Consider the following 26,095-nt stretch of genomic DNA (forward strand, 5'->3'; position numbering starts at 1 on the left):
GACAGACGACCGCTAACTGAAGAGGCCTTACGTGACATCCGCAGCAGAGAAGCCCCTGTCCACGCCGCGCAGACGCGCCCCAATCGCGATCACCGTTGCCATCATCGCAGCGTTGCTCATCGCGTTCTTCGTCTTCGCAGGGTTCTACTCCGATTTCCTCTGGTTCGACCAGCTCGGCTACACAGGCGTGCTCACGACGCAGTGGATCGCCGCCATCTCGATGTTCCTCATCGGGTTCCTGGGCATGGCTCTCCCCGTGTGGGGCGCCATCGAGATCGCCTACCGGCTCCGACCGGTCTACGCGAAGCTCAGCTCGCAGGTGGACCGCTACCAGCAGGTCGTCGAGCCGCTCCGCCGCCTCGCCACCTACGGCATCCCGGCGCTGTTCGGCCTGTTCGGCGGCGTCGCGGCCGCATCGCGCTGGCAGCTCGCGCTCCTGTGGCTGAACGGCGTCCCCTCCGGTGAGAAGGACCCGCAGTTCCACCTCGACGTGTCGTTCTACCTCTTCGACCTCCCGTTCTTCCGGGCCGTCGTCGCCTTCGCCTCCGCCGTCATCCTGATCGGCCTCATCGCCACCGTCGTCGTCGCCTACCTGTACGGCGGCATCCGCGTCGTCAGCCGCGAAGTGTGGATCTCGATGGCCGCACGCGTCCAGATCTCGATCATGGCTGCGCTCTACCTGCTGCTGCAGGGCGTGAGCCTCTGGCTCGACCAATACACGACGCTGACCGACACCGGGACGCTCATCACGGGCGCCTCGTACACGGACGTCAACGCCACGATCCCCGGTCGAGTGATCCTCGCCGGCATCGCGCTCCTCGTCGCAGTGCTCTTCATCATCACGGCCTTCACCGGTCGCTGGCGCCTCCCGCTCATCGGAACCGCGCTCCTCATCGTCGCGTCGCTCCTCGTCGGCAGCCTCTACCCGTGGATCGTGCAGCGGTTCCAGGTCGAGCCGAACGCCAAGAGCCTCGAAACGCAATACATCCAGCGCAACATCGACATGACGCGTGACGCGTACGGTCTCTCCGGTGTGCAGGAAGAGGAGTACAACGCCACCACGACCGCGGCCCCCGGAGCGCTCCGGAAGGACGCGGAGACCACCGCGAACATCCGCATCATCGACCCGGCGCTCGTCAGCGACTCGGTTGCGCAGCTCGAGCAGTTCAAGCAGTTCTACTCGTTCAACAAGCAGCTCTCCGTCGACCGCTACGAGATCGACGGCAAGACGCAGGACGCCGTCGTCGCGGTCCGCGAACTGAACGTCGCCGGCCTCGGCAGCTCGCAGTCGTGGGTCAACAACACGGTCGTGTACACCCACGGGTACGGCCTCGTCGCCGCCTACGGCAACCAGCGCTCGGCCTCCGGCGAGCCGGTCTTCTTCGAGTCCGGCATCCCGACCTCCGGCGCGCTCGGCACCTTCGAGCCCCGGGTCTACTTCGGTGAGCAGTCGCCGAAGTACTCCATCGTCGGAGCTCCGAAGGGCACGAAGCCCGTCGAGCTGGACTACCCGTCCGGCACGCAGGGCGAGTCGCAGACCTACACGACGTTCGACGGCGACGGCGGACCGAAGCTCGACAACGTGTTCAAGAAGCTCGTCTACGCGCTCAAGTTCCAGTCCGAGCAGATCTTCCTGTCCGACTCGGTCAACGACAAATCGCAGATCCTCTACGACCGCGACCCGCTGACCCGCGTCGAGAAGGTCGCCCCGTACCTGACGCTCGACTCCGCGCCATACCCGTCGGTCGTCGACGGACGGATCGTGTGGATCGTCGACGGCTACACCACGAGCGCCGACTACCCGTACTCGAAGACCGTGAGCCTGTCCGACACGATCTCCGACTCGGTCACGCCAGTGCAGAACTACGCGCTCGACGACGTCAACTACATGCGCAACTCCGTCAAGGCGACGGTCGACGCGTACGACGGCAAGGTCACGCTCTACAGCTGGGACGACCACGACCCCATCCTGAAGACCTGGCAGAAGATCTTCCCCTCCACGGTGAAGCCCATGTCGGCCATGTCCGGACAGCTCATGAGCCACGTCCGTTACCCGGCCGACCTGTTCAAGGTGCAGCGGGCCATCCTCGGCCAGTACCACGTGACGAACGCCGGCTCGTTCTACTCGAGCGAGGACGCGTGGGTCACGCCGAACGACCCGCAGTCCACGGCGACGGAGAAGAAGTTCCAGCCGCCGTACTACCTGACCATGCAGCTGCCCGGTCAGGCTGCCCCGTCGTTCTCCCTGTACTCCACGTACATCCCTCGCCAGGGCGGTGACAAGTCGCGCAACGTGTTGACCGGCTATCTCGCGGTCGATGCCAATGCCGGCTCAGAAGCCGGGAAGCGCAGCGACGAGTACGGCAAGCTCAGACTCCTGACGCTGCCGAAGGACGACACCGTGCCCGGCCCTGGTCAGGTGCAGAACGCGTTCAACTCCGACCCGAGCGTCTCCAGCCAGATCAACATCCTGAAGCAGGGCCAGACGGACGTGCTGAACGGCAACCTGCTGACCCTGCCGGTCGGTGGCGGTCTGCTCTACGTCCAGCCGGTGTACGTCCAGTCCACGGGTGACACGGCGTTCCCGCTGCTGCAGAAGGTCCTGGTCGCGTTCGGTGACAAGATCGCGTTCGAGAACACCCTCGACGAGGCGCTCGACGTCCTCTTCGGCGGCGACTCCGGTGCGAGCGCCGGCGACGGCAACGTGCCTGGCGATGCGGGCTCGACCCCTGGCACCGGCACGGGGACCGACAACGGGACGGGTGGATCGACCACGCCGACCACGGGCGACCCGACCAAGGATGCTGAGCTCCGCTCGTTGCTCAACGACGCGAAGCAGGCCATGCTCGACAAGGACGCGGCGATGAAGAGCGGCGACTGGGCGGCGTACGGCGCAGCCGACACGAAGCTCAACTCGGCTCTCGCCTCGGCTCTGGCGCTCATCAACGGTTGACGCCACCGAGCCACGAATGATCGGATGACGGTCGCACTCGATTCGGGTGCGACCGTCGTCGTATCCCCGCACCGACACGGTCGACGGGACCAGACACGAAGGAACGACGCCATGTCAGACGAACGGGCCACGGCCCCGCACACCCGGTCCGGCCCGGGATCCGACGCGATCGACCGCCACGAGGGCGAGTGGCTCGACCGCAACCGCGCCAACTGGGACGAACGCGTCTCCGTGCACCTCGGAAGCGACACCTACGACCTGACGGCGTTGCGCGCCGGTCGCGGTCGGCTCAACCGGATCGAGGAAGCGGAACTCGCGGAGCTGTTCCCGATGGGCGGATCGGGCGGCGCGGACCGCGACGATGATGGTGGCGGCGATGGCGGCGGCGATGGCGCAGGCCTCGCCGGACAGCTGGACGGCGTGCGCATCCTGCACCTCCAGTGCCACTTCGGCGCCGACACGCTTGTGCTCGCGCAACGCGGGGCGACCGTCGTCGGCATCGACTTCTCGCACGAGGCGGTCGTGCAGGCCAGGACGCTCGCCAAGGAACTGGACCTGTCGCATCGGGCGCGCTTCATCGAGGCGAACGTCTACGACGCGAGGCACATCCTCCCCGAACCGGAGTCCTTCGACCTCGTCTACGTCACGTGGGGGACCATCGGGTGGTTGCCGGACGTCGCGGAGTGGGCCCGCATCATCGAGTGGTACCTCAAGCCGGGCGGCCGGTTGTACTTCGCCGACGGGCACCCGAGCGCGTACGTGTTCGAGGGAGGATCCGTCGAACGCACCGAGACGGCCACCGGTGTCGAGACGTCGGTCGAGCTGCCGGAGTTCGCCTATCCCTACGGCAATCAGGCGCCTGACGTGATCACCGATCCGAGCGACTACGCGGATCCTGACGCTGCGCTCGAGAACGCGACGACCTGGGAGTGGATGCACCCCGTCTCCGAGACCTTCGGAGCGCTCCGGGACACCGGTCTTGCGGTCGACGCGTTGCGGGAGCACTACGAGGTGCCGTGGAAGATGTTCGGATCGCTCGTGCCGGTCGGTGAGGGCATGTGGGGTTGGGCCGACGATGCCAGGTGGTTGCCGTTGGCGCTGTCGATCGTGGCGGTCAAAGGGGCATGATGGTCGAGCCGCGGTGATCCGCCGCGCTCGCACGACCCAGGGAGACACCCGATGAAAGCCATCCGATTCAACGCGGCGTACGACGTCGAACTCGCCGAGCGGCCAGACCCGGTCCTCGTCGACGACACCGACGTCATCGTCCGCGTCGCGGCGACGTGTGTCTGCGGGAGCGACCTCTGGCCGTACCGCGGTGAGACGCCCCGCCACGCGGGGAGCCCCATCGGCCACGAGTTCATCGGAACGGTCGAGCAGGTGGGTACGAGTGTCTCATCGCTCTCCGTCGGCGACTTCGTCATCGCGCCGTTCACCTACAACGACGGGACGTGCCCGGACTGCGCCGTCGGGATGACGAGCGTCTGCGCGCACGGCGGGATCTGGGGTGCAGGCGGCAACGACGGCGGGCAGGGCGAATTCGTGCGGGTGCCGTTCGCCGACGCGACGCTCGTCGTCGTGCCGGGTGGCCGTCCGTCCGACGATCGTCTGCCGTCGCTCCTCGCGCTGTCGGACGTGTTCGGGACGGGACATCACGCCGCGGTCTCCGCCGGCGTCGTCGCCGGATCCACCGTTGCCGTCGTCGGGGACGGCGCCGTCGGACTGTCTGGGGTGCTCGCAGCGAAGCGGCTCGGCGCATCGCGGATCATCGCGCTCAGCCGCCACCCGGAACGGCAGGCGGTGGCGCGGGAGTTCGGCGCCACGCACATCGTGGCGGCCCGCGGTGACGAAGGCGTGGCGGAGGTCCTCGAACTGACCGGCGGCGTCGGCGTGGACGCCGCGCTGGAGTGCGTCGGCACCGGGCAGGCGATGTCGACGGCGTTCGCCATCGCGCGACCGGGGTCGACCGTCGGATTCGTCGGCGTCCCGCACGGTGTCGAGTTGCCGATCCGTGACATGTTCGACCGCAACATCGGGCTGCGCGGGGGAGTGGCGCCGGCGCGCGCCTACCTGCCGGAGTTGCTCGCGGACGTGCTGGCCGGCGTCGTCGATCCGGGTCCCGTGTTCGACTTCACGACCGATCTGGCCGGAATCCCCGAGGGCTATCGCGCCATGGACGAGCGTCGCGCCATCAAGGCCATCGCCATCCTGTAACCGCCGATTCACCTCCACCCGTGGCTCCGGTCGAGCACAACTCCTTCACATCGCGACGCCTGCCGTGCGACAACCCCGGAAATCCGGGGTTGTGCAGAATCCGACGGTCGAATTGAAGGAGTTGTGCTCGATGGCGACACGCCCGAGGTGAACGGTTGGGGGCGCTCGATTCGCGTGCTTCGAACCTGCGTGATAGTCTTTCTCTTGTGACGCAGGGTGGAGCAGTTCGGTAGCTCGCTGGGCTCATAACCCAGAGGTCGTAGGTTCAAATCCTGCCCCTGCAACAGAAGAGAAAATCCCGTCCCTTTCGAGGGGCGGGATTTTTTCGTTGTGCAGCATCGTGCGGTGAGTGCCGTCCCGCGCCAAGAGCGCCATGCCATGAGTGCCGTCGCATCGCTCTGTCGTCACTGTGGCGCAACGCCGCCGTCCCGCACCGCCTCGCAGAAGGCGAAACGCGCGACAGAAGGACGTTTTGCGCGGAAGCGTCCTTCTGCCGCGCGGATGTCCTTCTCTGGAGCAGCGGCGCCAGGCTGAGAAAAAGCTGCATTCGTGCAAAAATGCATTTGTGCAAAAATGCGAAGACTGCAATAATTGACGCATGTCAACCACCTGCCCAGACGACGCCAGCCAGGCGACGGGCGAACTCGGTCTCCGTGACCGCAAGCGCATCGAGACGAGGCGGAGACTCGAAGAGGCCGCCGTGCGTCTCGCGCTCGACGACGGCATCGAGAATGCGACGATCGACGCGATCAGTGATCGGGCCGGCGTCTCGTCCCGCACCTTCTTCAACTACTTCGACAGCAAGGAAGACGCGATCCTCGGCACCCAGCCGATCGAGATCGATGACGAGCTGCTGTGCGAACACTCCGCGAAATACGACGGTGCCGATCCGATCGAAGCCGTCGTCGGACTCCTCTTCGCCGTGTTCGGTCCGGCCATCAGTGACACGGCCGCCCACCGGAACCGAGTGGAGATCCTGCAGCGGTACCCACAACTCATCAGCCGCCAGCTCGCCCAGATGAACCGGGTGAACGAACAGCTGATCACGGCCGCGTACGAACTCCTCGCGCGCCGCGCACCGACCCCCGGCCTCCCGGAGATCGATCGAGCGACAGCCGAAGTGATCCTCGGGTTCTGCTTCAGCGCCATGCGTGTTGTGGCGAGGGAGTGGCTCGTGGACGACGGCTCAGACGACTCCCACCGATTCGAGCAGCGAACCATCGCACTCGTCAGATCAACAAGCGAAAGACTTCGATGACCAACACCTCCACGGGTGCCGTAGCCACGGCACCCGCATCCAGTGAGCCTGCACGCGCTGCAAACGGCTCAAAACGTCACATCCTGCTGATCTTCGCAGGCCTCATGGTGACGATGCTGCTCGCATCGCTCGACCAGACGATCTTCTCCACGGCGCTCCCGACCATCGTCGGCGAGCTGAACGGCGTCGACCACATGCTGTGGGTCACAACGGCCTACATCCTTGCGTCCACGATCATGCTGCCCGTGTACGGCAAGCTCGGTGACCTCATCGGTCGCAAGGGTCTGTTCATCGGCGCGATCTCGCTCTTCATCGTCGGTTCGATCGTCGGTGGCATGGCTCAGGACATGACCTGGCTCATCATCGGCCGCGCCATCCAGGGGCTCGGTGGCGGAGGACTCATGATCCTCTCGCAGGCGATCATCGCCGACGTGGTCCCCGCCCGTGAGCGCGGTCGGTACATGGGCATCATGGGCGGTGTGTTCGCGCTGTCCTCCGTCGCCGGTCCGCTCCTCGGCGGCTGGTTCACCGAGGGCATCGGCTGGCGTTGGGCGTTCTGGATGAACATCCCGCTCGGCATCCTGGCGATCGCATCGGCCGCGTTCTTCCTCCGTCTGCCGAAGGTAGAGCACGACCGTCCGAAGCTCGACTTCGCCGGCATGGGCCTGCTCGCGCTCGCATCGACCGGTCTCGTCCTCGTCACCACCTGGGGCGGCAGCACCTACGCCTGGGACTCGATCACGATCATCGCGCTCATCGCGGCGACGATCGTCGCAGCCGTTGCGTTCGTCCTGGTGGAGCGGACGGCGGCAGAGCCGATCATGCCGCTCACGCTGTTCCGCGATCGCAACTTCAACCTGACGACGATCGCCGGTCTCATCACCGGCATCGCGATGTTCGGCGCCCTCGCCTACCTGCCGACGTACCTGCAGATGGTGACCGGGGTCAACGCGACCGAGGCCGGCTTCCTGATGATCCCGATGATGGCCGCGCTGCTCATCAGTTCAATCGTCACCGGTCAGCTGGTCTCCAAGACGGGCCGCTACAAGTGGATGCCGATCGTCGGCACGACCATTGTGGCCGTCGCGCTCGTGCTGCTGTCCACGATGACGCCTGAGCTGCCGATCTGGATCCTCTGCACCTTCCTCGCCGTGATGGGCCTCGGCCTCGGCATGAGCATGCAGATCCTCATCCTGATCGTGCAGAACTCGTTCCCCGTGTCCCAGGTCGGCACGGCGACAGCTTCGAACAACTACTTCCGTCAGATCGGTGCCTCGCTCGGCTCCGCGATCGTCGGCAGCCTGTTCGTCGCGAAGCTCACCGACCTCCTCGGAACGCGTCTCCCGGCTGCGGCCGGTGGGGCGGGGGCCGACACGAACTCCTTCACTCCTGCGGCGGTCCGTGCGCTGCCGAAGCCGGTTCGCGACATCGTGATCTCCAGCTACAACGACGCCCTGACGCCCGTGTTCCTGTACATGGTCCCGCTTGTGGTCATCGCCGTCATCCTGCTGCTGTTCGTGCAGGAGAAGCCGTTGGCGACCACGATCGAGCGTGACGCCCTGCCGGAGTCGCTCGACATCGACGGTGTCTCGACGGTGCTCGCGCCGGTCGCCGCCGACACGACCGACGAGGTGCTGGCTGCGGCCGTCGATGACGAGATCGTCGATGACCGGCTCGCCGACGGTGTCGGTTCCGGTGGTCGGCAGGCCTAGCCGACTCGGCAGCGTCAGCCGGTCGACCGGGGTGTGCGGCTCGACAGTGTCAGACCGGCGGACCAGGATGGTGCACATGAGTGATCCATCAGGTCCGCCGGTCAGGGTGCCGGTCTTCTTCGACGACGACGCGGCATGGCGGCGTTGGCTCGAAGAACACGAGTCGAGCGCCGATGAAGTGTGGCTGGCACTTGCGAAGAAGGGCTCGCCACGAGCGACCGTGACCTACGGGGAAGCGGTCGACGTGGCGCTCTGCTTCGGCTGGATCGACAGCCACAAGGTCAGGTACGACGATCACTTCTCGCTCCAGCGGTTCAGCCGCCGATCGAAGCGCAGCATCTGGTCGAAGATCAACCAGGATCGGGTCGCGCGGCTCGTCGCCGAGGGGCGGATGACGCCGACCGGCCTCGCCGAGGTCGAACGGGCCAAAGCTGACGGTCGGTGGGAGGCTGCCTACGCGCCGCCGAGCTCGGCAGAACCTCCGGCTGCGTTGGTGGCGGCCCTGGCGGAGAACCCGGTGGCAGAGGCGGCGTTCGCGGCCCTCGACAAGACCAATCGGTACGCGATCGTCTTCCGTCTGGGCAACGTCAAGCGGGCCGACACACTCGCCCGGAAGATCGACGAGTATGTCGCGATGCTCGAACGCGGTGAGACGATCCACCCGCGTCGCAGGCCTCGCGCAGCAGCGGCCGATTCGACGCCGTCGGTGCCTGCGCCGCCGACCGACGGGCCCGTCGAGTAGGTCGTCCGGCTCACGAGCGCAAGCCCTTTCTGCAACGACACGGCGCGTGTCAGGCTACCTGCGGAGAGACCGAAGGCGGCTGAGAGACCGTACCGGTCGGGTGATTCTCCGGGGGTGTTGATGCGGTACGGGAGGAGCCCCGTGCCGCATCACCATGTGCGGGCCGTGGTGGCCGGGCCTCGCCGATGAGATCGGCTGATCCTCGTGCGGCTACAGCGAGATCGACGCCGCCGTTTCGAGGTCCACGACCGGCAGACCGAATGCGGCGGCGACGCCGGGATTCACGATGGCGCCGTTGTGGACATTCACCCCGGCGGCGAGGGCCGGATCCTCGGCGGTCGCGCGGCGCCAGCCTTTGTCGGCCAGTGCGAGCACGTAGGGGAGGGTCGCGTTCGTCAACGCGCGGGTGGACGTCTCCGGCACCGCGCCCGGCATGTTCGCGACGCAGTAGTAGAGGCTGTTGTGCACCCGGAACGTCGGATCGTCGTGGGTCGTCGGGTGTGAGCCCTCGAAGCAGCCGCCCTGGTCGATCGCGATGTCGACGAGCACAGAGCCGGGCTTCATCGTCGCGACCATCGCATCGGTGACGAGTTTCGGCGCCTGCTCGCCCGGGATGAGGACCGATCCGATGACGAGATCCGCGTCCCGAAGCAACTCGGCGATCTCGTACGCGGACGACGGCCGCGTCTGGATCGTGCCGCCGATCTGGGCTTCGAGTTGACGCAGGCGGGGGATGGAGATGTCGACGATCGTCACGGACGCCTGCATCCCCAGCGCGTTCGCGGCGGCGTGCTCCCCGGCGACGCCGCCGCCGATCACCACGACCTTCGCCTTCGGCGTCCCAGGCACGCCGCCCATCAGGATGCCCCGACCGCCGGCCGCGCGCATCAGATGGTAGGCGCCGACCTGAGTCGCGAGCCGTCCGGCGACCTCGCTCATCGGTTGGAGGAGGGGGAGCGAGCGGTCCGGCAGCTGTACGGTCTCGTAGGCGATCGCCGTGGTGCGTGCGTCGAGCAGCGCGTCGGTGCACGCGCGCGATGCGGCGAGATGCAGGTACGTGAAGAGCGTCTGGCCAGCGCGGAGGCGGTGGTACTCGGCCGCGACCGGCTCCTTCACCTTCAGGAGCAGATCCGCCGCCTCCCACACCTCGTCGGCGGTTTCGACGATGCGGGCGCCCGCTTCGCGGTACGCGTCGTCGGCATTGCCGGAGCCGATGCCTGCACCGCGTTGGACGAGGACCTCGTGACCGCGCCGCACGAGTTCGTGCACACCGGTCGGGGTCGCTGCGACCCGGTTCTCGTTGTTCTTGATCTCGGTGGGGATGCCGACACGCATCTGGGGTCCTCTCGTTGCGCGTCGTCGACGCAGCGTTGCGTTCCGATTACCGTTCCATTGTGAGGTTTCTGCGATCTCCCGCGCGAAGTGCTGCTGATTCTGCGGAAATCAGTGGCAAACTTGCCACAAGCCGCATCAACCATCGCTGAGGGGAGGGCCATGCCGAACAATCTGCACCACCGCGACGAGCTCGACGACATCGATCTCGCCCTCCTGCGCATCCTGCAGGAGAACGCCCGGACGACCAACGCCAGGATGGCGGAGCTCGTCGGTATCGCGCCGTCGACGTGCATCGCGCGCGTGAAGTCGCTTGTGGACCGCGGGGTCATCACGGGGTTCCAGGCGAGTGTGGACCCTGCGGCGATCGGACTCGGATTGGAGGCGCTCATCAGTGTCAACATCCGTGCCGGCGCACGGCAGCGCATCGCGGAGTTCAGCGAGTCGATCAGGCAGCTCCCCGAAGTGGTGCAGCTGTTCTTCCTCGGCGGCTCGGAAGATTTCATCATCCATGTGGCGGCCAGGGACAGTGCGCACATCCGCGACTTCGTCGTGGACCATCTCTCCGCCGACCCGGCCGTGGCGTCCACGCGCACGAGCGTCGTGTTCGACCACCACCATCGTGGGCCCGTCGTCGGGACCGGGGAGTAGCGCGTTTCCCGTAGCAGAAGAACTGCTCGTGCGCATCCTCGACCAAAGGTCACGAACAGGTAACGAAGCGGGCTGTGGTGAACACCAGGTCAGGCACGGTTTCCGCTCTGAGTGCGCGCGTGCTGTCCACCAAATGGGGGATTCTCGATTCGCCACGGCCACGCTCGCTCGTTAGCGTTGTTGGCGGCCCGAATGGGCTGATCATCGAGTCCGCGATCGTCTCCCTGTCGCCATGCGACGGCGGGACGAACGTACGGTCGAACGCACGCGGTGGCCCGTCTGGCCCTGCGCGATCTGAGCCTGCGCCCTGGATGTCCAGAGTGTCTGCGGGGCAGATCTGAGCTGATTCGACCCGGCCTGACCACGAGACAGGGAAGACGCGCGCGCCTTCGGCGTGCCGTCACCAGGAGTGACATGACCGAAACCATCGCAGTCGCCGCCCGAGGACTCTACAAAGTCTTCGGCCGCAAACCCAGGGAAGCGGTGAAACGCCTCCAGACCGGAGTCGCACGCAGCGACCTCGGAACCACCGGTACCGCCGCCGTCATCGACGCCTCGTTCGAGGTGAAGGCCGGCGAGATCTTCGTGGTGATGGGGTTGTCCGGTTCAGGCAAATCCACCCTCATCCGTATGCTCAACGGGCTCCTCGAGCCCACGGCCGGGGACGTCACGATCAACGGGAAGCCCATCACGGGCGTTCCCGCCAAGACGCTCAGGTCGGTCCGCCAGGAGAACATCTCCATGGTCTTCCAGCACTTTGCGCTGTTGCCGCACCGCACCGTGCTCGAGAACGCCGCCTACGGCCTCGAAGTCACCGGTGTCCCGGCGGACGAACGACGCAAGCGCGCACAGCTCGTCATCGACCGCGTCGGGCTGGCCGGTTGGGAGGACAAGCTCCCAGGCGAACTCTCCGGTGGGATGCAGCAGCGCGTCGGGCTCGCCCGTGCGCTCGCCGCCGACACCGACATCCTGCTGATGGACGAGGCGTTCTCCGCCCTCGACCCGCTCATCAGGCGCGAGATGCAGGAGCAGCTCGTCGAACTGCAGGCGGAGCTCGGGAAGACCATCATCTTCATCACCCACGACCTCAACGAGGCGATGTTCCTCGGCGACCGGATCGCCGTGATGCGCGACGGCCGCATCGTCCAGGTCGGCACGCCGAACGACATCCTGACCGACCCGGCGAACGACTACGTCGCCCAGTTCGTCCAGGACGTCGACCGGGCGCGCGTCCTCACGGCGGCCGGGGTGATGGAGCCGGCGCGGTCCGTCGTGTCTGCATCGGCCGGCCCCCGTGCTGCGCTGCGCATCATGCGAGACCTGCAGACCTCCGCGGCGTTCGTCGTCGGCCCCGGCCGTCAGCTGCTCGGCGTCGTCCGTGACAAGGACGTGCTCCGACAGGTGCGTGCGGGGGAGCGTGAGCTCGCGAGCGTCATCATCGCCGACCCGGCGACGGTCACGGGCGACACCCAGCTCGTCGAGCTGTTCGAGTCGGCCGTCGAGAGCTCGCTCCCGGTGGCCGTCGTGGACGACCGCAACCGCCTCCTCGGTGTGGTCCCGCGCGTCACGCTGCTCGCCGCCGTCGGCAACGTCACGACCAACACCGATGAGATCAGCCTCGTCGAACCGCCGGCGACCGTGCCGGTGGAACTCATCACCGCAACACTCCGTTCGACGCTCGAAGAGCCCGGCTATACGGGCAAGCAGATCCCGGTCGACGCACAGGAAGGGAGTCTCCGATGAGCCTCGCACTCGCTCTCGCAGCAGCCCGCACCGCCCAGGACGCCAACTGGTACGACCCTATCCTCCGTCCGCCGATCGGCGAGTGGGTCGCCGGGTTCGTCGACGTCATCACCGATGTGCTCCGCCCGGTGTTCGACATCATCCGCGCCGTGTTCCAGGGCATGTACACGGGCATCGACACGGTCCTCACAGCTCCGCCCTTCTGGGCGATCATCCTCATCGCGGCAGCCCTCGGCTGGATGCTTCGCGGTTGGGTGTTCGGCCTCGGAACGGTGGTCGGACTGCTCGTCATCGTCGGCGTCGAACAGTGGGACAACGCGATGGACACCCTCGCGCTCGTCATCGTCGCGAGCGTCATCGCGATCGTGCTGAGCGTTCCGCTCGGCATCCTGGCCGCCCGCTCGAAGGTCGCATCGACGATCATCAGGCCGATCCTCGACTTCATGCAGACGATGCCGGCGTTCGTGTACCTCATCCCCGCTATCATCCTGTTCCGCGTCGGAGTGGTCCCGGGCATCGTCGCGACCATCGTGTTCGCGATGGCGCCGGGCGTCCGTCTCACGGAGCTCGGCATCCGCAACGTCGACCGAGAGGTCGTCGAAGCCGGAAACGCCTTCGGTGCGTCCTCCTGGCGCATCCTCCGTCAGATCCAGGTGCCGCTCGCGATGCCGAGCATCTCCGCCGGGATCAACCAGGTCATCATGCTCTCGCTCTCGATGGTCGTCATCTCTGGCATGGTCGGGGCGGGAGGGCTCGGCGGCGAGGTGGTGAAGAGCCTCTCGCGCATCGACATCGAACTCGGCTCGGAGGCCGGACTGTCCGTGGTGATCCTGGCGATCTTCCTGGACCGGCTCACCTCCTCCATCGGCGGCGGACGGAAACGCCGCAAGCGCGCCAAGCCGGTCGTCGCAACCCAGGAACCGCTCGACCCGTCGACCGGCAATGCTGCAACCCAGACCCCAGATGGCGCAGCCGGCCAGGCCACGGCGCCCGCGGCAGAGCAGCGCTCGCCGCAGCCCGTCTGATCAGCCGCCGGTCACACCCGTTCACCTGACACGACCCCAATGCCGGTGCCAGCACCGGCCGAAAGGAAACACAGATGAAGCACAGCACACGCACCCGCAGCCTGCTCCGCGCTGCAGCACTGGCCGGAGGGATCGCGGCAACGCTCGCGATCTCCGGTTGCGCGGCGGCGCCCGCCGAAACCCTCGACAACGGCGACAAGAAGGCCGTGACGATCGCGGTCTTCAGCGGCTGGGACGAAGGCATCGCCGCATCGGAACTCTGGAAGGCCGTCCTGACGAAGGAGGGCTACGACGTGACGCTCGAAGAGGCTGAGCCTGCTCCGGTCTTCTCCGGGCTGAGCACCGGGGACTACGACCTCACGCTCGACGTGTGGCTCCCGACGACGCACAAGACGTACATCGAGAAGTTCGGCGACACGGTCGAGGACCTCGGTGCGTGGAACAACGACGCGAAGCTCACGATCGCGGTCAACGAGGATGCCCCCATCACCTCGCTCGACGAGCTCAAGGACAACGCGGCGGCCTTCGGCTCCCGCCTGATCGGCATCGACCCGGGGGCAGGGCTGACCGAGGCGACGCAGGACAAGGTGATCCCGGAGTACGGCCTGGAGAAGTTCGACTTCCTGACCTCGGGCACTCCCGCGATGCTGTCCGAGCTCAAGGCTGCGACGAAGGCCGGCGAGAACGTGGTCGTCACGCTGTGGCGTCCGCACTGGGCGTATGACGCGTTCCCGATCCGCGACCTGAAGGACCCCAAGGGTGCGCTCGGAGACGCTGAAGGCATCCACAGTTTCAGCCGGACCGGTTTCGACGAGGACTACCCGCAGCTGACGACGTGGTTCAAGAACTTCTCGTTCGACTCCGACAAGCTCTTCTCGCTTGAGAACGCGATGTTCAACGAGGGTGATTCGAAGGACTACGGACCGATCGTCGAGCAGTGGATCGCGGACAACCAGGAGTACGTGGATTCGCTCACGAGCTGATCGACGCAGCTGTGATCGACGGGCGCCTCGCGATTCTGCGAGGCGCCCGTCGTCCGTTCGCCACGCGTAGGCTTGGCGCATGCCTCACGACGCCGCCCAGAACCGGATCGATGCGAGCGATGCCGGAGCCGCCACCGGGTCGACGACTCTCGGCGCTGCGGTCGCCCAGTTCGCGCCAGGGACCGATGTCGGTGTCAATCTCGAGACGATCGGCGGGTTCGCCAGGCGCGCGGCCGCGCTCGGTGCATCGCTGCTGGTGCTGCCCGAGTACTCCTCCTACTTCACCGCTGAACTCGGCCCGTCCTTCGCCGAGCACGCGCAGCCGGTGGACGGTTCCTTCGTGCGCGGCATCGAGGCGCTCGCCGATGAGACCGGGCTGCACATCGTGGTCGGGCTGGTCGAGACGACCCCGGTGCCCGAACGGTTCTCGAACACGCTCGTCGCGGTCGCGCCAGGGGAGGGCGTCGTTGCGCGCTATCGCAAGGTGCACCTGTACGACGCGTTCGGGCAGCGCGAATCCGACTGGGTCGTGCCGGGGGAGACCGCTCGGCCGGAGACGTTTGTGGTCGACGGTCTGCGGTTCGGCTTGCAGACCTGTTACGACCTCCGGTTCCCCGAGTCCACGAGGGTGCTCGCCGATGCCGGTGCCGACGTGGTCATGGTGCCGGCCGAGTGGGTCCGAGGGCCGCTCAAGGAGCACCACTGGCGCACCCTGGTGACGGCGCGCGCCGTCGAGAACACCGTCTACGTGCTCGCGGCCGATCACACGCCGCCGGTCGGGGTGGGGGCGAGCATGATCGTCGACCCGATGGGGGTGCAACTGGCCGGGCTCGGCGAAGAGGCCGGCGTCGTCGTCGCGCAGCTGTCGAAGCAGCGCATCTCCGACGTCCGGGCGGTCAACCCGGCGCTCGACCTCCGCCGCTATCGAGTGGAGCCGGTGTCGCTCAGCTGATCGGTGTGATGGCGGAGAGGCGCGCTGCGGCCTCGTGTAGGACCTCATCGCGCTTGCAGAACGCGAACCGGACGAGCGATGCGTACTCCGGATCTTTCGGGTCCGAGCAGAACGCCGTGAGCGGAACGGCGACGACTCCGGCGAGTTCGGGCAGGCGTCGGCAGAAGTCGGCCGAGTCCGTCGCGCCGAGCGCTGCGGCATCGGCGACGATGAAATACGTGCCGTCCGGGGTCGATGTACGGAAACCGGCAGCATCGAGACCCGTCCGGAGGATGTCTCGTTTCGCTTCGAGACCGGCCGCGATGCCGGAGAAGTAGGAATCCGGCAGTCGGAGGCCAACGGCGGTCGCGGGCTGGAACGGCGCACCATTGACATAGGTGAGGAACTGCTTGACCGTGGTGATGGCCGAAACGAGGTCGGGGCGAGCGGTCAGCCAGCCGATCTTCCACCCGGTCGTGTTGAACGTCTTTCCACCGGAGGAGATCGTGACCGTCCGCTCTGCTGCACCCGGCAGGGTCGCGATGGGGATGTGCCGAACGCCGAACGTCAGGTGCTCGTAGACCTCGTCGGTGACGATGATCGCGTTGTGCTTCGTGGCGAGGTCGACGATGAGTTCGAGCGTCGCCAGATCGAACACCGCGCCGGTCGGGTTGTGCGGGTTGTTGACGAGGATGACCCTGGTCCGGTCGGAAACGGCCGCCCGCAGCTCATCGTGATCCGGTTGGAATGCAGGAGCACGGAGCTTGACGGTGCGGTGCTCGCCGCCCGCGAGGCCGATGAGCCCGCCGTACGCATCGTAGAAGGGCTCGAACGTGAGGATCTCGTCGCCGGGGGAGACGAGCGCGAGCAGGGTCGCGGCGAGCGCCTCCGTCGCCCCGGCGGTCACGAGGACCTCGCGGTCGGGGTCCGGCGTCAGCCCGTAGAACCGGTTCTGGTGCTCGCTGATCGCGAGGCGCAGATCCGGGAAGCCGAGGCCGGGCGGGTACTGGTTCACCCCGCGGCGGATGGCGGCGACGGCCTCCGCGAGGACCTCCGCCGGGCCGTCCTCGTCCGGGAACCCCTGCCCGAGATTGATCGCGCCGGTGCGGGTGGCGAGCGCACTCATCTCGGTGAAGATCGTCGGTCGGATCTCTCCCGCCCCGTCGACGAGTCCTGCTCCTGCGGCTGCTCGTCTCCACGGTCCGTCGACGGTCATCGGTTCCTCCCTCTGCGCACGCTGGACGTGCTCGGACAATGGTGGCACGCGGACGGGCGGCATCGCGTCGGGGAGGTAAGACGGGGAAACCGAAGGCGACGTTCAGCCTGCCCAAATGAAACACACAGCTTGGCACGGGAAGCTGACTCTGCTTGGAAGGAGCAGAACCACCATGACCGACAACACCAACGGACAGCAGCCAGCCGACCAGCCTGCCGACCAGCCTGCAGCCTCCCCAGCGGAGGGCGCTGTGCCGAACGACGGTCAGGCCGCAGCAGCGGCACGCGAAGACGCGGGCGCAGCGGCAGAGCAGACGCAGGCTCCAGAGGCGCACACCCCGGCGGCGGCAGCCCCGGTCGCACAGACTTCAGCGGCACAGACGCCAGCAGCACAGACGCCAGCAGCACAGACTCCGGCAGCACAGACGCCAGCAGCACAGACGCCGACGCCACAGGCGCAGGCGGGCGAGGCAGCGTCCTCGAGCGAGAACACGACCGAGGTGCTCGGCCACGAGGTGCCGAACGGGCAGCCGACGGCGAGCTACGCGGCGCCGCAGCAGCCGCCGGCATACCAGCCCCCGGCCCAGCAGTCGCCCTACGGCGCATACCAGGCTCCCGGCCAGGCTCCCGCTCAGCAGGCTCCCGCTCAGGACGCTCCGCGCTTCTACCCGCCGTCCCAGCCGGGCGCGCAGCAGCCGGGTGTTCAGCACCCCGGCGCCCAGCAGGCCGGTGCGCAGCAGCACGGCGCCTACCAGCCGGGTCAGTACGCCCAGCAGCCCGGCGTCCAGAAGCCTCAGCACACGCCGAACTACGCCGGCGCCCAGCAGGGCGTCCCGTCAGCGTTCGGAACGACCCACCAGGCTCAGCAGCCCGGCGCCAACCCGTACGCTCAGCAGCCGTCGCAGACGCCTCCCGGCCCGGCGAAGTCGAAGTCCAACCGTGGCCTGGCCGGCATGGTGGCCATGCTCGCCGTCGGCGCCCTCATCGGTGGTGCGTCCGGCGCAGGCGCGACGCTCTGGGTCACGAACGCCAACAAGTCCAACGTGTCGGACTCGTCCGGCTCGAAGAGCTTCACGATCAACGACAGCAACAACGTCAACCTGACCACCGCGATCGCTGCGACGGCAGGCCCCAGCGTCGTCACGATCGCCGTGCAGTCCGGACAGAGCGCCGGGACCGGTTCCGGCATCGTCCTGAGCGATGACGGTTACATTCTCACGAACACGCACGTCGTGACGCTCGACGGCCAGATCGCGAACCCGACCATCCAGGTCACCGACGCGAGCGGCAACATCTACCAGGCGAAGATCGTCGGCACCGACCCGATCTACGACCTCGCGGTCATCAAGCTGCAGGACGCGTCCGGGCTCACCCCGATGGAGTTCGCCAACTCCGACAAGCTCAACGTCGGCGACACCGCCGTGGCGATCGGTGCACCGCTCGGCCTTTCCGGGACGGTCACCGACGGCATCGTGAGCGCGCTGAACCGCAGCATCACGGTGGCCTCCTCCGCCGTGCCGGACACGAAGTCGCAGGACGGCCAGTCCGGAGGCTCCGACGGGCAGAACCCGTTCGACCTCTGGAACTTCGACGTCCCCGGCCAGCAGCAGCAGCCGCAGACCCAGAACAACGGGTCGATCTCGATCGCCGTCATCCAGACGGACGCCGCCATCAACCCGGGCAACTCGGGTGGCGCGCTGCTCGACGACAAGGGCAAGCTCATCGGTGTGAACGTCGCCATCGCGAGTGCGGGCAGCAGCAGCAACGGCTCCTCGCAGGGCGGCAGCATCGGCGTCGGCTTCGCGATCCCGTCGAACATCGCCAAGCGCGTCGCAGACGAGATCATCAAGGACGGCAAGGCCACCCACGGTCTCCTCGGCGCCACGGTGAAGGACTCGTCGAGCGACCCGTCCTCGAAGGTCGCGGGTGCGCTCATCGACAAGCCGACGGCGAACGGCGCGGCCGAGGCAGCCGGCCTCCAGTCCGGCGACATCGTGACCGACTTCAACGGTGTCCCCATCCACGGCGCGAACGACCTGACCGCTCAGGTCCGTGCGCTCGCGGGCGGCGCGACGGCGAAGGTCACCTTCGTCCGCGGCGGCGAGACGAAGACGGTCGACGTCACCCTGGGAACGCTCCAGGTCTAAACTGAACCATCGCCAGCACCACACTGACGGCGCCCGCGCGGAGTCCCGCGCGGGCGCCGCTGTGAGTTCCGGGAGCGGTGCCCACCAGGGTGCAGCGCCCATCCGTCTCGAAGGGGCCGGCTGCTAGGCTCGACCGAACGATTCACGGAGTGAAACTGCATGGCAAACGACAGGACCGGGGCTGACGACCGATCGGTGCCCGGTGTCTCTTATGTGATGCCGGTCCTGAACGATGTGACCCACGTCAGGGCCGCCGTGCACAGCCTGCTCGCACAGGACTACGAGGGGCCGTTCGAAGTCACGATCGCCGTCGGACCGAGCATCGACGGGACCAACGAACTCGTCGAAGAACTCGCCAAAGCGGATCGCCGCATCCGGGTGATCGAGAATCGTGCCGGCACGACGCCGGCCGGTCTGAACCTCGCCATCTCCGCGTCCACGTATCCGATCGTGGTGCGGGTCGACGCGCACTCCGAGCTTCCGTCCGACTACGTGAGCGCTGCGGTCGAGGCGATGCTCCGCACCGGAGCCGACAACGTCGGCGGCATCATGGATGCGCAGGGCAGGACGAGTTTCGAGAAGGCCGTCGCCCGCGCCTACGGATCACGTGTCGGCCTCGGCGGCACCCCGCACCACGTCGGAGGCAGCGAGGGCCCGGCGGACACCGTGTACCTGGGCGTCTTCCGTCGGGAGATGCTCCGTCGCGTCGGCATGTTCGACGAGCGGGTCAAGCGCGGCCAGGACTGGGAGCTCAACCGCCGGATCAAGCAGGCCGGCGGACTGGTGTGGTTCACGCCCGCGCTGCGCGTCGTCTACCGCCCGCGTCGCACCATCGGCGCCCTCGCGCGGCAGTTCTTCTCCACGGGGCTCTGGCGAGGAGAACTCAGCCGGAGCTTCCCGACGAGGGGCACCCTCCGCTACTTCGTCCCGCCCGTGCTCGTCCTCGGTGTCACGATCGGCACCCTGCTCGGCATCGGCGGACTCGTCCAATCGGCCGTCGGTGCCGCGCCGTGGCTCCTGATCGGCTTTGCCGCACCGGTCCTGTACGCGCTCATCGTGGTGCTCGCGAGCATCATCGTGACCGGCAGGGACGGGCTGAAAACGAGTCTGTGGATGCTCGTTGTGCTCCCGTGCATCCATTTCTGCTGGGGTGTCGGGTTCATCCTCGGCTATCTCACGCTCGCGCGGAGCATCTCCGCATTGAAGAACCAACGTGGAGGGCCCACCGGTGTCCGAGCAGCTCCCTGACCGTCCGGCGCGCCCGCGCACACTCGCCGAGCTCCGCGCGGTCGCCCAGCCGCCGGAGGTCCGGGCGAGGCGCAACGCGGAACACTGGACCGCGAACCTGTACCTGCGCGACCTCTCGCCCTACGTCACCTGGCTGCTGCTCCGCACGAGCATCAGCGCGAACGGTGTCACGGGACTGATGATCCTGACGGGTTGGGCGACGGCAGCCGCCCTGCTCATCCCCGGCATCGGGGGAGCTGCGCTCGCCCTGGTGCTCGGCCAGACGCAGATGCTCGTCGACTGCTGCGACGGCGAGGTCGCCAGATGGCGGCGGACGTCGAGCCCCGCCGGTGCGTTCCTCGATGCGGTCGGCCACTACTCGACCGAGTCGCTCGTCGCGATCGCCCTCGGCATCCGCGCGGCAGGGTGGCCGGTGAGCGCTCCGGAGGACTTCGGCTGGACGAGCCTCGGACTGCTGCTCGCGCTCCTCATCGTGCTCAACAAGGCGCTCAATGACATGGTCAGGGTCGCCAGGGCCAATTACGGCGCCCCGAAGCTCACGTACTCCGAGGCCGAGTCCGCGCCTCGACCCGGCGTCCTCCAGTTCGCAAGGCGCATCGCCAAGTTCCTGCCGTTCCACCGGTTGCTCCACTCCGTCGAGTTGACGATGGTGATCTTCGTCGGCGCGGTCGTCGGACTGTTCATCGGTGATGTCGAGGCGGCGAGATGGACGATCCTGATCCTGGTCCCGCTCGCGTTCGTGACGCTCATCGGGCACTTCGTCGCGATCATGACGTCGCAGCGGTTGAAGGCGTAGCGGCGGATGGCCGAGCTGGATGCAGGGCTCAGGACGGTCGGCGCCGTTGTGCTCACGCAGGGCACACGACCGACCGAACTCGACCACGGGCTGCGCAGCCTGCTCGCACAGCAGGGGGTTTCGCTCGACGTGGTCGTCGTCGGCAACGGCTGGGAGCCTGACGGGCTGCCGGAGGGCGTCCGTGGACTCGGACTGCGAGAGAATCTCGGCATCCCGGCTGGACGCAACCGCGGCGCGGCGCTGGTCGAGGGCGAGTTCATCTTCTTCCTCGACGACGACGCGTTCCTGCCGAGCGACACCTTCCTGCTGGATGCGATCGGTCGACTCGACGCCGACCCGATGATCGGCCTGCTCCAGCCCCGGCTCGCGGACCCGACCGGGAAGCCGGCGCCGTCCAGATGGGTGCCGCGGACCAAGGACAAGGACGCCACCGTCTCGAGCGTCGTGTTCTCGTGTCTGGAAGCCGCCGTGCTGCTGCCGAGGTCCGTGTTCGACGCCGTCGACGGCTGGGCCGACCCGTTCTTCTACGCCCACGAGGGCATCGAACTCGTGTGGCGGGTCTGGGATCAGGGTCGCTACGCCTGGTACGACGGCGAGCTCGAGGCGGACCACCCGGCGACCGAGCCCACCCGCCATCGCGAGTACTACCGCCTCAACGCCCGCAACCGCGTGTGGCTTGCGAAACGCAACCTGCCGCTGCTGCTCGTCCCGATCTACGTCGGATCCTGGACCGGGGTGCAGATCCTCCGCTGGTGGCGGAAGCCAGAAGCGCTGCGTCCGTGGTTCGGCGGCTGGCGCGAGGGATGGCGCACATCGCCGGGCGGTCGTCGTCCGATGCGCTGGCGAACCGTGTGGCGGATGACGCGCGCGGGCAGACCACCCGTCATCTGAGGGCAGTCGCGTGCGTGTGCACAGGGCATGCACGACCGGGCGTGATCGGACCGTGATGTGGCGCGGCTACGCTGTACGGGTGCTGGGACTGACATGGGAATACTGAAAGACGGACGGCGGGCCTTCTCGCTCGCCAAGGACCTGTTTGCGAATCGCAAGGCGCGGGGTGTGCTGGCGCAGAAGATCGCTGCGGCCCCCGCGATCCCCAAGGGTCGGTTCAAGATCGCCGTGTACTTCGCGGACGGCGCCGTGAACCTGTATCAGATCCGACAGTGGTACAAGCCGCTCGAGGAGCTCTCGAAGACGTGGCCCGTCGTCATCCTGAGTCGTGGGGCGACCGCAGCCACGGAACTCTTCGAGGAGTCCCCGATCCCGACCGCCTACGTCAGGACGGTCGCGGCGCTCGAACGCACGCTCGACGAGCAGGACATCCGCATCGTGTTCTACGTGAACCAGAACGCGAAGAACTTCCAGATGTTCCGGTACGGCTCACGGTGGCACGTCTTCATCAACCATGGTGAGAGCGACAAGATGTACATGGCCACGAACCAGTTCAAGGCCTACGACTACAGTCTCATCGCCGGCGACGCCGCGCGCGAACGGCTCGATCGGGTGCTGTGGGACTACGACTTCGACAAGCGTGCCATCCAGATCGGCCGTCCGCAGGCGGATCACTACTCCGGCGATCTGCCGTACACGCCGGACGAGCGCACGGTCGTCCTGTACGCACCGACCTGGGAGGGTGACCGCCCCGCGGCCGCCTACGGTTCGATCGCCTCGCACGGAGTCGGCATCGTCGAAGGCCTCATCGCGTCCGGCCGTCACCGGGTGATCTACCGGCCGCACCCGCGCAGCGGTGTGCTCGACCCCGCGTACGCTGCGGCGAACCGCACCATCGTCTCGATGCTGCACGCGGCGAACCGGGCAGACCCGACCGCGCAGCACGTGCACGACACCGGTTCAGAGCTCGGCTGGCAGCTCGCCGCCGCCGATGCGGCCATCGTCGACATCTCGGCCATGGTCTACGACCGTCTCGCGAGCGGGAAGCCGCTGATGATCACGAGGCCGGTCAACCAGAAGGCCGAGGTCGACACGGCAGGCTACCTCTCCGCGTGCGAGTGGCTCGATGCCGGTGAGGTCGCCGACATCGTGCCTGCGACGGACCGCCTGCTCAAGGACCCCGAGACGGTCGCGCGACTGCAGCACTGGGTGCGCCACTACTTCGGCGACACCACCCCCGGTGCAGCGACAGCGCGGTTCCACGGCGCCGTGCAGACGCTTATGGACGAGTGGCAGCGATTCGCGGTCATCCACGCGGACGACGCCGCTCCCGGGCACGACCACGAAGACGAATCAGACGAGGACAGCTGAGCGCAAGCCCCCCATGTGCGGGGCGGCTACGGAGGGTTCGTCCAGGCTGACTGGGTAGCGTGTGGACGATGAGTCCAGTCCCCACCGGTCGCCTGCGCGCCCTCGACGGCATGCGCGGAGTCGCAGCCCTTGTGGTCGTCCTGTACCACGTGTCGCTCCTCGCAAGGCCCTTCACGCACTCCGGCACGTCCGCTGCGGCGTGGACGATCGCGACAGAGACACCACTCAAGCTGGCGTTCGCCGGCACAGAGGCCGTCCAGGTGTTCTTCGTGCTGAGCGGCCTCGTCGTCGCCCTTCCGCTGCTGCGGGGCGGCACGGATTGGACCGGGTTCCTCCTGTCTCGGTTCGTGCGCCTGTATCTGCCCGTGTGGGGTGCGCTCGTGTTCGCAACGCTGCTCATCATCGTGTTCGAACGCGATCCGTCGAGTGTCACCTCCGGCGCCTGGATCGCCGACGCGAACGCCACAACGGTCACACCGCTCGCATTCCTGCGTGAAGCGACGCTCACCCCCGCCAGCTACAACATCGTCAACACGCTCTGGTCGCTGCGCTGGGAGCTCATTTTCTCGGCGTTGCTGCCCATCGGCGTCGCGATCGTCGTCCTCGTTCGCCGATGGGCGTGGGCCGCGGCCGTGCTGTGCATCGTCGCGATGGTCGTCGGCCGGGTGATCGGGAACGAAGCGCTCGTGTACCTTCCGGCGTTCCTGCTCGGATCGCTCATGGCGGTCCGCCTCGACGACATCCGTGCCTGGTCGGCCCGTCCGCGACCGTGGTTGTGGAGCGGGGTGGCCGTCCTCTCATCGCTCCTGCTGGTCGCGAGTTGGATCGCCCGCCCCGTCGTCCCGTCCGGTTCGATCGGCAGCAGCGCGCTGTGGGGGCTCTCGGGAGCGGGGGCGGCGGGCCTCATCCTGCTCTCGATCGGCTGCTCGAGCGCCGCGAGAATGCTCGAATGGTCGTGGCCGCAGTGGCTCGGCAAGGTGTCGTTCAGCCTGTACCTCGTGCACGCGCCGATCCTCGCCACACTCGCCTTCGCGTTCGGTGACGACCGTTGGTGGCTCGTCGGCGTCGTCGGTATTCCGCTCAGCGTCGCGGTCGCTGCGGGGTTCCATGCTGTTGTGGAGCGTCCGTCCCACCGCATCGCGAAGTGGCTCGGTGCTGCCGCCACTGCACGCCTCGACCAGATCCGGGGAAGGGCCGCTCAGAAGCAGGCGGACGCCGTTGCGCAGGACGTGCGCCCGGAGAGCGGATCGATGCTCGTCGGGAGCTCGGCTGACCGCTGAGCCCGACGCCACGCAAGCCCGACGCGGCGTCGGCTTGACGGTGCGCCAGCCTGTCGCCGCCGGACTACCGGCGCAGGCTCGGACGCCGCCGTTTGCGCTTGGCCGCGAGGCGCAGCTCCGAGGACCAGTCGCGTGTGACCGCGTCGTCGTCGAACCGCTCCGCGGATGCTCTCGCGTTCGTGCGCATACGTTCGATCTCAGCAGGCGGAAGGGCGAGGAGACGCTGGACGGCTGCCTGCAGCGCCTGCTCGTCGCCGGGTGGGACGAGGAAACCGTTCCAGCCGTCGCGCACGATGTCGGCCGGGCCGTATGGGACGTCGTAGACGATGGGCAGGCACGCGGCGGCGAGCGACTCGACGAGGACGAGCGGGAAGCCCTCCGACGTCGACGTCATCAGGAGGAAGGACGCTTCGGCGAGACGGTCGCGTGCGTGCGGGTCGTGGCCGTGCAGGCGGATGTACTCGCCGGCCCCGGCTTCCGCGATGAGGCGTTCGGCCGAACCCTGCAACTCGCCGGTGCCGTAGACGTCGAGGGTGGCGGGGGACATGCCGTCGTTCCGGCTCGCGACGATCGCGCGGAGCGCGTGCTCCGGACGCTTCCTGGCGGTCAGCGAGCCGAGGAAGATGCCCCGGTTCTGCGTGCGCGGCGTCGCGTCGGCCGCCAGCTCGGGGAGATCGCGGGAGTTCGGGACCACCCTGACGTTCTTGTGCTTGCCGAGGAGGGCTTCGACGTCCTGCCGTTGGCGCTCGCTCAGGACCACGACCACGTCGTACTTGTCCAGCTGTTCGAAGACCGCCCGACGCGTCTCCCGAAGGGTGCCGTGCGGGCGTTCCGTCCCGCTCAGGTGCGAGGCGTGCACCACGTGCGCGGTGACGACGCTCCTGCGTCGGTAGGTCAGCATAAACGTCGCGATGGTCTTACTGTCGACGATCATCCAGCTCTGCTCGCCGCCCGTGAGCGCATCGAGCCATGCGCGGTACAACTGCCAGATGCCGCGCCAGGAGCGCACCGGAGCGCCGGTCGGGTCGCAGAGGACGACCGAGCGGCCACCCAGGCTCCCTCGGCGGGTGACGTCGCGGCGGTCGCTCAGGAGCAGGGTGCCGTCGACCCGGTAGTGGTCGATCTGGAGCACGGTCGTGCCGTCGTCCGCGTACCTCGTCCTGGTGAGGACCACGCCGTTGCGCTCGCGCGTCTTCGACGGTTCGGTCGCCTCCATGGGGGTGAAGGGGTGGACGAGCGGTTTGTAGGAGCCGCCAGGGAGTGGGTTCTGGCGCAGCCAGTCCCACAGGTTCACGAGACGCATGCCGTCGATGAGCTGCCCCTGCTTGCGCAGCTCGGCTTCGAGGTGCGGGTAGTCGGGGCGGGTGTCGAACGTCAGGATGTCGACGAGTGCACCGCCCAGCCGGACGAACGCACGCGAGCGATGCAGCATCGCGTTGGTCATGCCGCCGAAGTCGTCTGGGATGCCCCAGGTCACGGCGAAGTGGTGGCCATCTGGGAGTCGGACCTGCCGACGTGGGAACCTGAGCTGCACCGACTGGACGTTATCTGGTGAAGCTGAGCGTTTGCTTTCCGTCGGCTCTGTGCCCGCGCCCGCGTCGCG

Annotated in this window: 20 protein-coding genes and 1 tRNA gene; 18 read left to right on the forward strand and 3 right to left on the reverse strand. The window is 67.5% G+C overall.

What is annotated here, in order from left to right:
- The first annotated feature begins 31 nt into the window (after positions 1-31).
- The 7 genes from ACL9RL_RS06790 to ACL9RL_RS06820 all read left to right on the forward strand — a co-directional run bounded on the left by ACL9RL_RS06790 (position 32) and on the right by ACL9RL_RS06820 (position 8,879).
- Positions 32-2,953, forward strand: a complete 2,922-nt coding sequence (locus ACL9RL_RS06790) for a UPF0182 family protein (RefSeq protein WP_422779453.1) — start codon at positions 32-34, stop codon at positions 2,951-2,953.
- Between the two features lie 111 nt (positions 2,954-3,064).
- Positions 3,065-4,081 (forward strand): class I SAM-dependent methyltransferase, encoded by a 1,017-nt coding sequence (locus ACL9RL_RS06795; RefSeq protein WP_422779454.1) that lies wholly within the window; start codon positions 3,065-3,067, stop codon positions 4,079-4,081.
- Between the two features lie 51 nt (positions 4,082-4,132).
- A complete protein-coding gene (locus tag ACL9RL_RS06800) occupies positions 4,133-5,167 on the forward strand; it encodes a zinc-dependent alcohol dehydrogenase family protein (RefSeq protein WP_422779455.1) in 1,035 nt (344 codons plus the stop codon).
- A 210-nt stretch (positions 5,168-5,377) separates the two neighbouring features.
- Positions 5,378-5,451: transfer RNA gene (locus ACL9RL_RS06805), tRNA-Met, on the forward strand.
- 314 nt (positions 5,452-5,765) lie between these two features.
- On the forward strand, positions 5,766-6,425 hold the full coding sequence (locus ACL9RL_RS06810) for a TetR/AcrR family transcriptional regulator (protein WP_422779456.1): 660 nt from the start codon (positions 5,766-5,768) through the stop codon (positions 6,423-6,425).
- The gene (locus ACL9RL_RS06815) at positions 6,422-8,137 is read left to right on the forward strand and encodes an MDR family MFS transporter (protein ID WP_422779457.1); all 1,716 of its coding nucleotides are present in this window, start codon (positions 6,422-6,424) and stop codon (positions 8,135-8,137) included. Before ACL9RL_RS06810 ends, ACL9RL_RS06815 begins: the two co-directional genes overlap by 4 nt.
- A 76-nt stretch (positions 8,138-8,213) precedes the next feature.
- Positions 8,214-8,879, forward strand: coding sequence for a YdeI/OmpD-associated family protein (locus ACL9RL_RS06820; protein ID WP_422779458.1), 666 nt, complete (start codon positions 8,214-8,216; stop codon positions 8,877-8,879).
- Between the two features lie 210 nt (positions 8,880-9,089).
- On the opposite strand, the gene ald is transcribed toward ACL9RL_RS06820, so the two are convergent.
- Positions 9,090-10,214: an alanine dehydrogenase gene (ald, locus tag ACL9RL_RS06825; RefSeq protein WP_422779459.1), complete on the reverse strand. Its 1,125-nt coding sequence runs from the start codon at positions 10,212-10,214 to the stop codon at positions 9,090-9,092.
- Between the two features lie 159 nt (positions 10,215-10,373).
- Here ald and ACL9RL_RS06830 point away from each other — a divergent pair, with 159 nt between their 5' ends.
- From ACL9RL_RS06830 to ACL9RL_RS06850, 5 genes are all read left to right on the forward strand, one after another.
- Complete coding sequence (locus tag ACL9RL_RS06830) at positions 10,374-10,862, forward strand: Lrp/AsnC family transcriptional regulator (RefSeq protein ID WP_422779460.1); 489 nt, start codon at positions 10,374-10,376, stop codon at positions 10,860-10,862.
- A 414-nt stretch (positions 10,863-11,276) separates the two neighbouring features.
- Positions 11,277-12,605 carry a quaternary amine ABC transporter ATP-binding protein gene (locus ACL9RL_RS06835; RefSeq protein ID WP_422779461.1) on the forward strand — a complete coding sequence of 443 codons (1,329 nt, stop codon included), beginning with the start codon at positions 11,277-11,279 and terminating at the stop codon, positions 12,603-12,605.
- Positions 12,602-13,630, forward strand: coding sequence for an ABC transporter permease (locus ACL9RL_RS06840; protein WP_422779462.1), 1,029 nt, complete (start codon positions 12,602-12,604; stop codon positions 13,628-13,630). The genes ACL9RL_RS06835 and ACL9RL_RS06840 overlap by 4 nt, the downstream gene beginning before the upstream one ends.
- A 74-nt stretch (positions 13,631-13,704) precedes the next feature.
- Positions 13,705-14,613: a glycine betaine ABC transporter substrate-binding protein gene (locus tag ACL9RL_RS06845; RefSeq protein ID WP_422779463.1), complete on the forward strand. Its 909-nt coding sequence runs from the start codon at positions 13,705-13,707 to the stop codon at positions 14,611-14,613.
- Between the two features lie 79 nt (positions 14,614-14,692).
- Positions 14,693-15,565, forward strand: a complete 873-nt coding sequence (locus ACL9RL_RS06850) for a carbon-nitrogen hydrolase family protein (RefSeq protein WP_422779464.1) — start codon at positions 14,693-14,695, stop codon at positions 15,563-15,565.
- Here ACL9RL_RS06850 and ACL9RL_RS06855 read toward each other — a convergent pair.
- Entirely contained in the window at positions 15,558-16,760 is a 1,203-nt protein-coding gene (locus ACL9RL_RS06855; RefSeq protein ID WP_422779465.1) for an aminotransferase class I/II-fold pyridoxal phosphate-dependent enzyme, read from the reverse strand. The two genes, ACL9RL_RS06850 and ACL9RL_RS06855, sit on opposite strands and share 8 nt — an antisense overlap.
- Positions 16,761-16,932: 172 nt before the next feature.
- On the opposite strand from ACL9RL_RS06855, the gene ACL9RL_RS06860 reads away from it, so the two are divergent.
- The 6 genes from ACL9RL_RS06860 (at position 16,933) to ACL9RL_RS06885 (ending at position 24,492) form a co-directional block, all read left to right on the forward strand.
- On the forward strand, positions 16,933-18,906 hold the full coding sequence (locus ACL9RL_RS06860; RefSeq protein WP_422779466.1) for a trypsin-like peptidase domain-containing protein: 1,974 nt from the start codon (positions 16,933-16,935) through the stop codon (positions 18,904-18,906).
- Positions 18,907-19,065: 159 nt separating this feature from the next.
- Complete coding sequence (locus ACL9RL_RS06865) at positions 19,066-20,154, forward strand: glycosyltransferase family 2 protein (RefSeq protein WP_422779467.1); 1,089 nt, start codon at positions 19,066-19,068, stop codon at positions 20,152-20,154.
- Positions 20,135-20,950, forward strand: coding sequence for a CDP-alcohol phosphatidyltransferase family protein (locus ACL9RL_RS06870; RefSeq protein ID WP_422779468.1), 816 nt, complete (start codon positions 20,135-20,137; stop codon positions 20,948-20,950). Before ACL9RL_RS06865 ends, ACL9RL_RS06870 begins: the two co-directional genes overlap by 20 nt.
- 6 nt (positions 20,951-20,956) lie before the next feature.
- A complete protein-coding gene (locus ACL9RL_RS06875; protein ID WP_422779469.1) occupies positions 20,957-21,841 on the forward strand; it encodes a glycosyltransferase family 2 protein in 885 nt (294 codons plus the stop codon).
- 93 nt (positions 21,842-21,934) lie between these two features.
- Positions 21,935-23,212 (forward strand): hypothetical protein, encoded by a 1,278-nt coding sequence (locus ACL9RL_RS06880; RefSeq protein ID WP_422779470.1) that lies wholly within the window; start codon positions 21,935-21,937, stop codon positions 23,210-23,212.
- 68 nt (positions 23,213-23,280) lie between these two features.
- Positions 23,281-24,492: an acyltransferase family protein gene (locus tag ACL9RL_RS06885; RefSeq protein WP_422779471.1), complete on the forward strand. Its 1,212-nt coding sequence runs from the start codon at positions 23,281-23,283 to the stop codon at positions 24,490-24,492.
- 64 nt (positions 24,493-24,556) lie between these two features.
- Here the strand turns inward: ACL9RL_RS06885 and ACL9RL_RS06890 are convergent, their stop codons facing one another.
- The gene (locus ACL9RL_RS06890; protein ID WP_422779472.1) at positions 24,557-25,969 is read right to left on the reverse strand and encodes a glycosyltransferase; all 1,413 of its coding nucleotides are present in this window, start codon (positions 25,967-25,969) and stop codon (positions 24,557-24,559) included.
- Between the last annotated feature and the right edge of the window lie 126 nt (positions 25,970-26,095).

Source organism: Plantibacter sp. Mn2098 (assembly GCF_049319745.1).
Taxonomy (GTDB): domain Bacteria; phylum Actinomycetota; class Actinomycetes; order Actinomycetales; family Microbacteriaceae; genus Plantibacter.

What these genes read in the sequence shown, in the direction of transcription:
- ACL9RL_RS06795 (WP_422779454.1), top strand. Translation starts at nt 3,065, where the DNA reads ATGTCAGACGAACGGGCCACGGCCCCGCACACCCGGTCCGGCCCGGGA.
- ACL9RL_RS06800 (WP_422779455.1), top strand. Translation starts at nt 4,133, where the DNA reads ATGAAAGCCATCCGATTCAACGCGGCGTACGACGTCGAACTCGCCGAG.
- ACL9RL_RS06810 (WP_422779456.1), top strand. Translation starts at nt 5,766, where the DNA reads ATGTCAACCACCTGCCCAGACGACGCCAGCCAGGCGACGGGCGAACTC.
- ACL9RL_RS06815 (WP_422779457.1), top strand. Translation starts at nt 6,422, where the DNA reads ATGACCAACACCTCCACGGGTGCCGTAGCCACGGCACCCGCATCCAGT.
- ACL9RL_RS06820 (WP_422779458.1), top strand. Translation starts at nt 8,214, where the DNA reads ATGAGTGATCCATCAGGTCCGCCGGTCAGGGTGCCGGTCTTCTTCGAC.
- ald (WP_422779459.1), bottom strand. Translation starts at nt 10,214, where the DNA reads ATGCGTGTCGGCATCCCCACCGAGATCAAGAACAACGAGAACCGGGTC.
- ACL9RL_RS06830 (WP_422779460.1), top strand. Translation starts at nt 10,374, where the DNA reads ATGCCGAACAATCTGCACCACCGCGACGAGCTCGACGACATCGATCTC.
- ACL9RL_RS06835 (WP_422779461.1), top strand. Translation starts at nt 11,277, where the DNA reads ATGACCGAAACCATCGCAGTCGCCGCCCGAGGACTCTACAAAGTCTTC.
- ACL9RL_RS06840 (WP_422779462.1), top strand. Translation starts at nt 12,602, where the DNA reads ATGAGCCTCGCACTCGCTCTCGCAGCAGCCCGCACCGCCCAGGACGCC.
- ACL9RL_RS06845 (WP_422779463.1), top strand. Translation starts at nt 13,705, where the DNA reads ATGAAGCACAGCACACGCACCCGCAGCCTGCTCCGCGCTGCAGCACTG.
- ACL9RL_RS06850 (WP_422779464.1), top strand. Translation starts at nt 14,693, where the DNA reads ATGCCTCACGACGCCGCCCAGAACCGGATCGATGCGAGCGATGCCGGA.
- ACL9RL_RS06855 (WP_422779465.1), bottom strand. Translation starts at nt 16,760, where the DNA reads ATGACCGTCGACGGACCGTGGAGACGAGCAGCCGCAGGAGCAGGACTC.
- ACL9RL_RS06860 (WP_422779466.1), top strand. Translation starts at nt 16,933, where the DNA reads ATGACCGACAACACCAACGGACAGCAGCCAGCCGACCAGCCTGCCGAC.
- ACL9RL_RS06865 (WP_422779467.1), top strand. Translation starts at nt 19,066, where the DNA reads ATGGCAAACGACAGGACCGGGGCTGACGACCGATCGGTGCCCGGTGTC.
- ACL9RL_RS06875 (WP_422779469.1), top strand. Translation starts at nt 20,957, where the DNA reads ATGGCCGAGCTGGATGCAGGGCTCAGGACGGTCGGCGCCGTTGTGCTC.
- ACL9RL_RS06880 (WP_422779470.1), top strand. Translation starts at nt 21,935, where the DNA reads ATGGGAATACTGAAAGACGGACGGCGGGCCTTCTCGCTCGCCAAGGAC.
- ACL9RL_RS06885 (WP_422779471.1), top strand. Translation starts at nt 23,281, where the DNA reads ATGAGTCCAGTCCCCACCGGTCGCCTGCGCGCCCTCGACGGCATGCGC.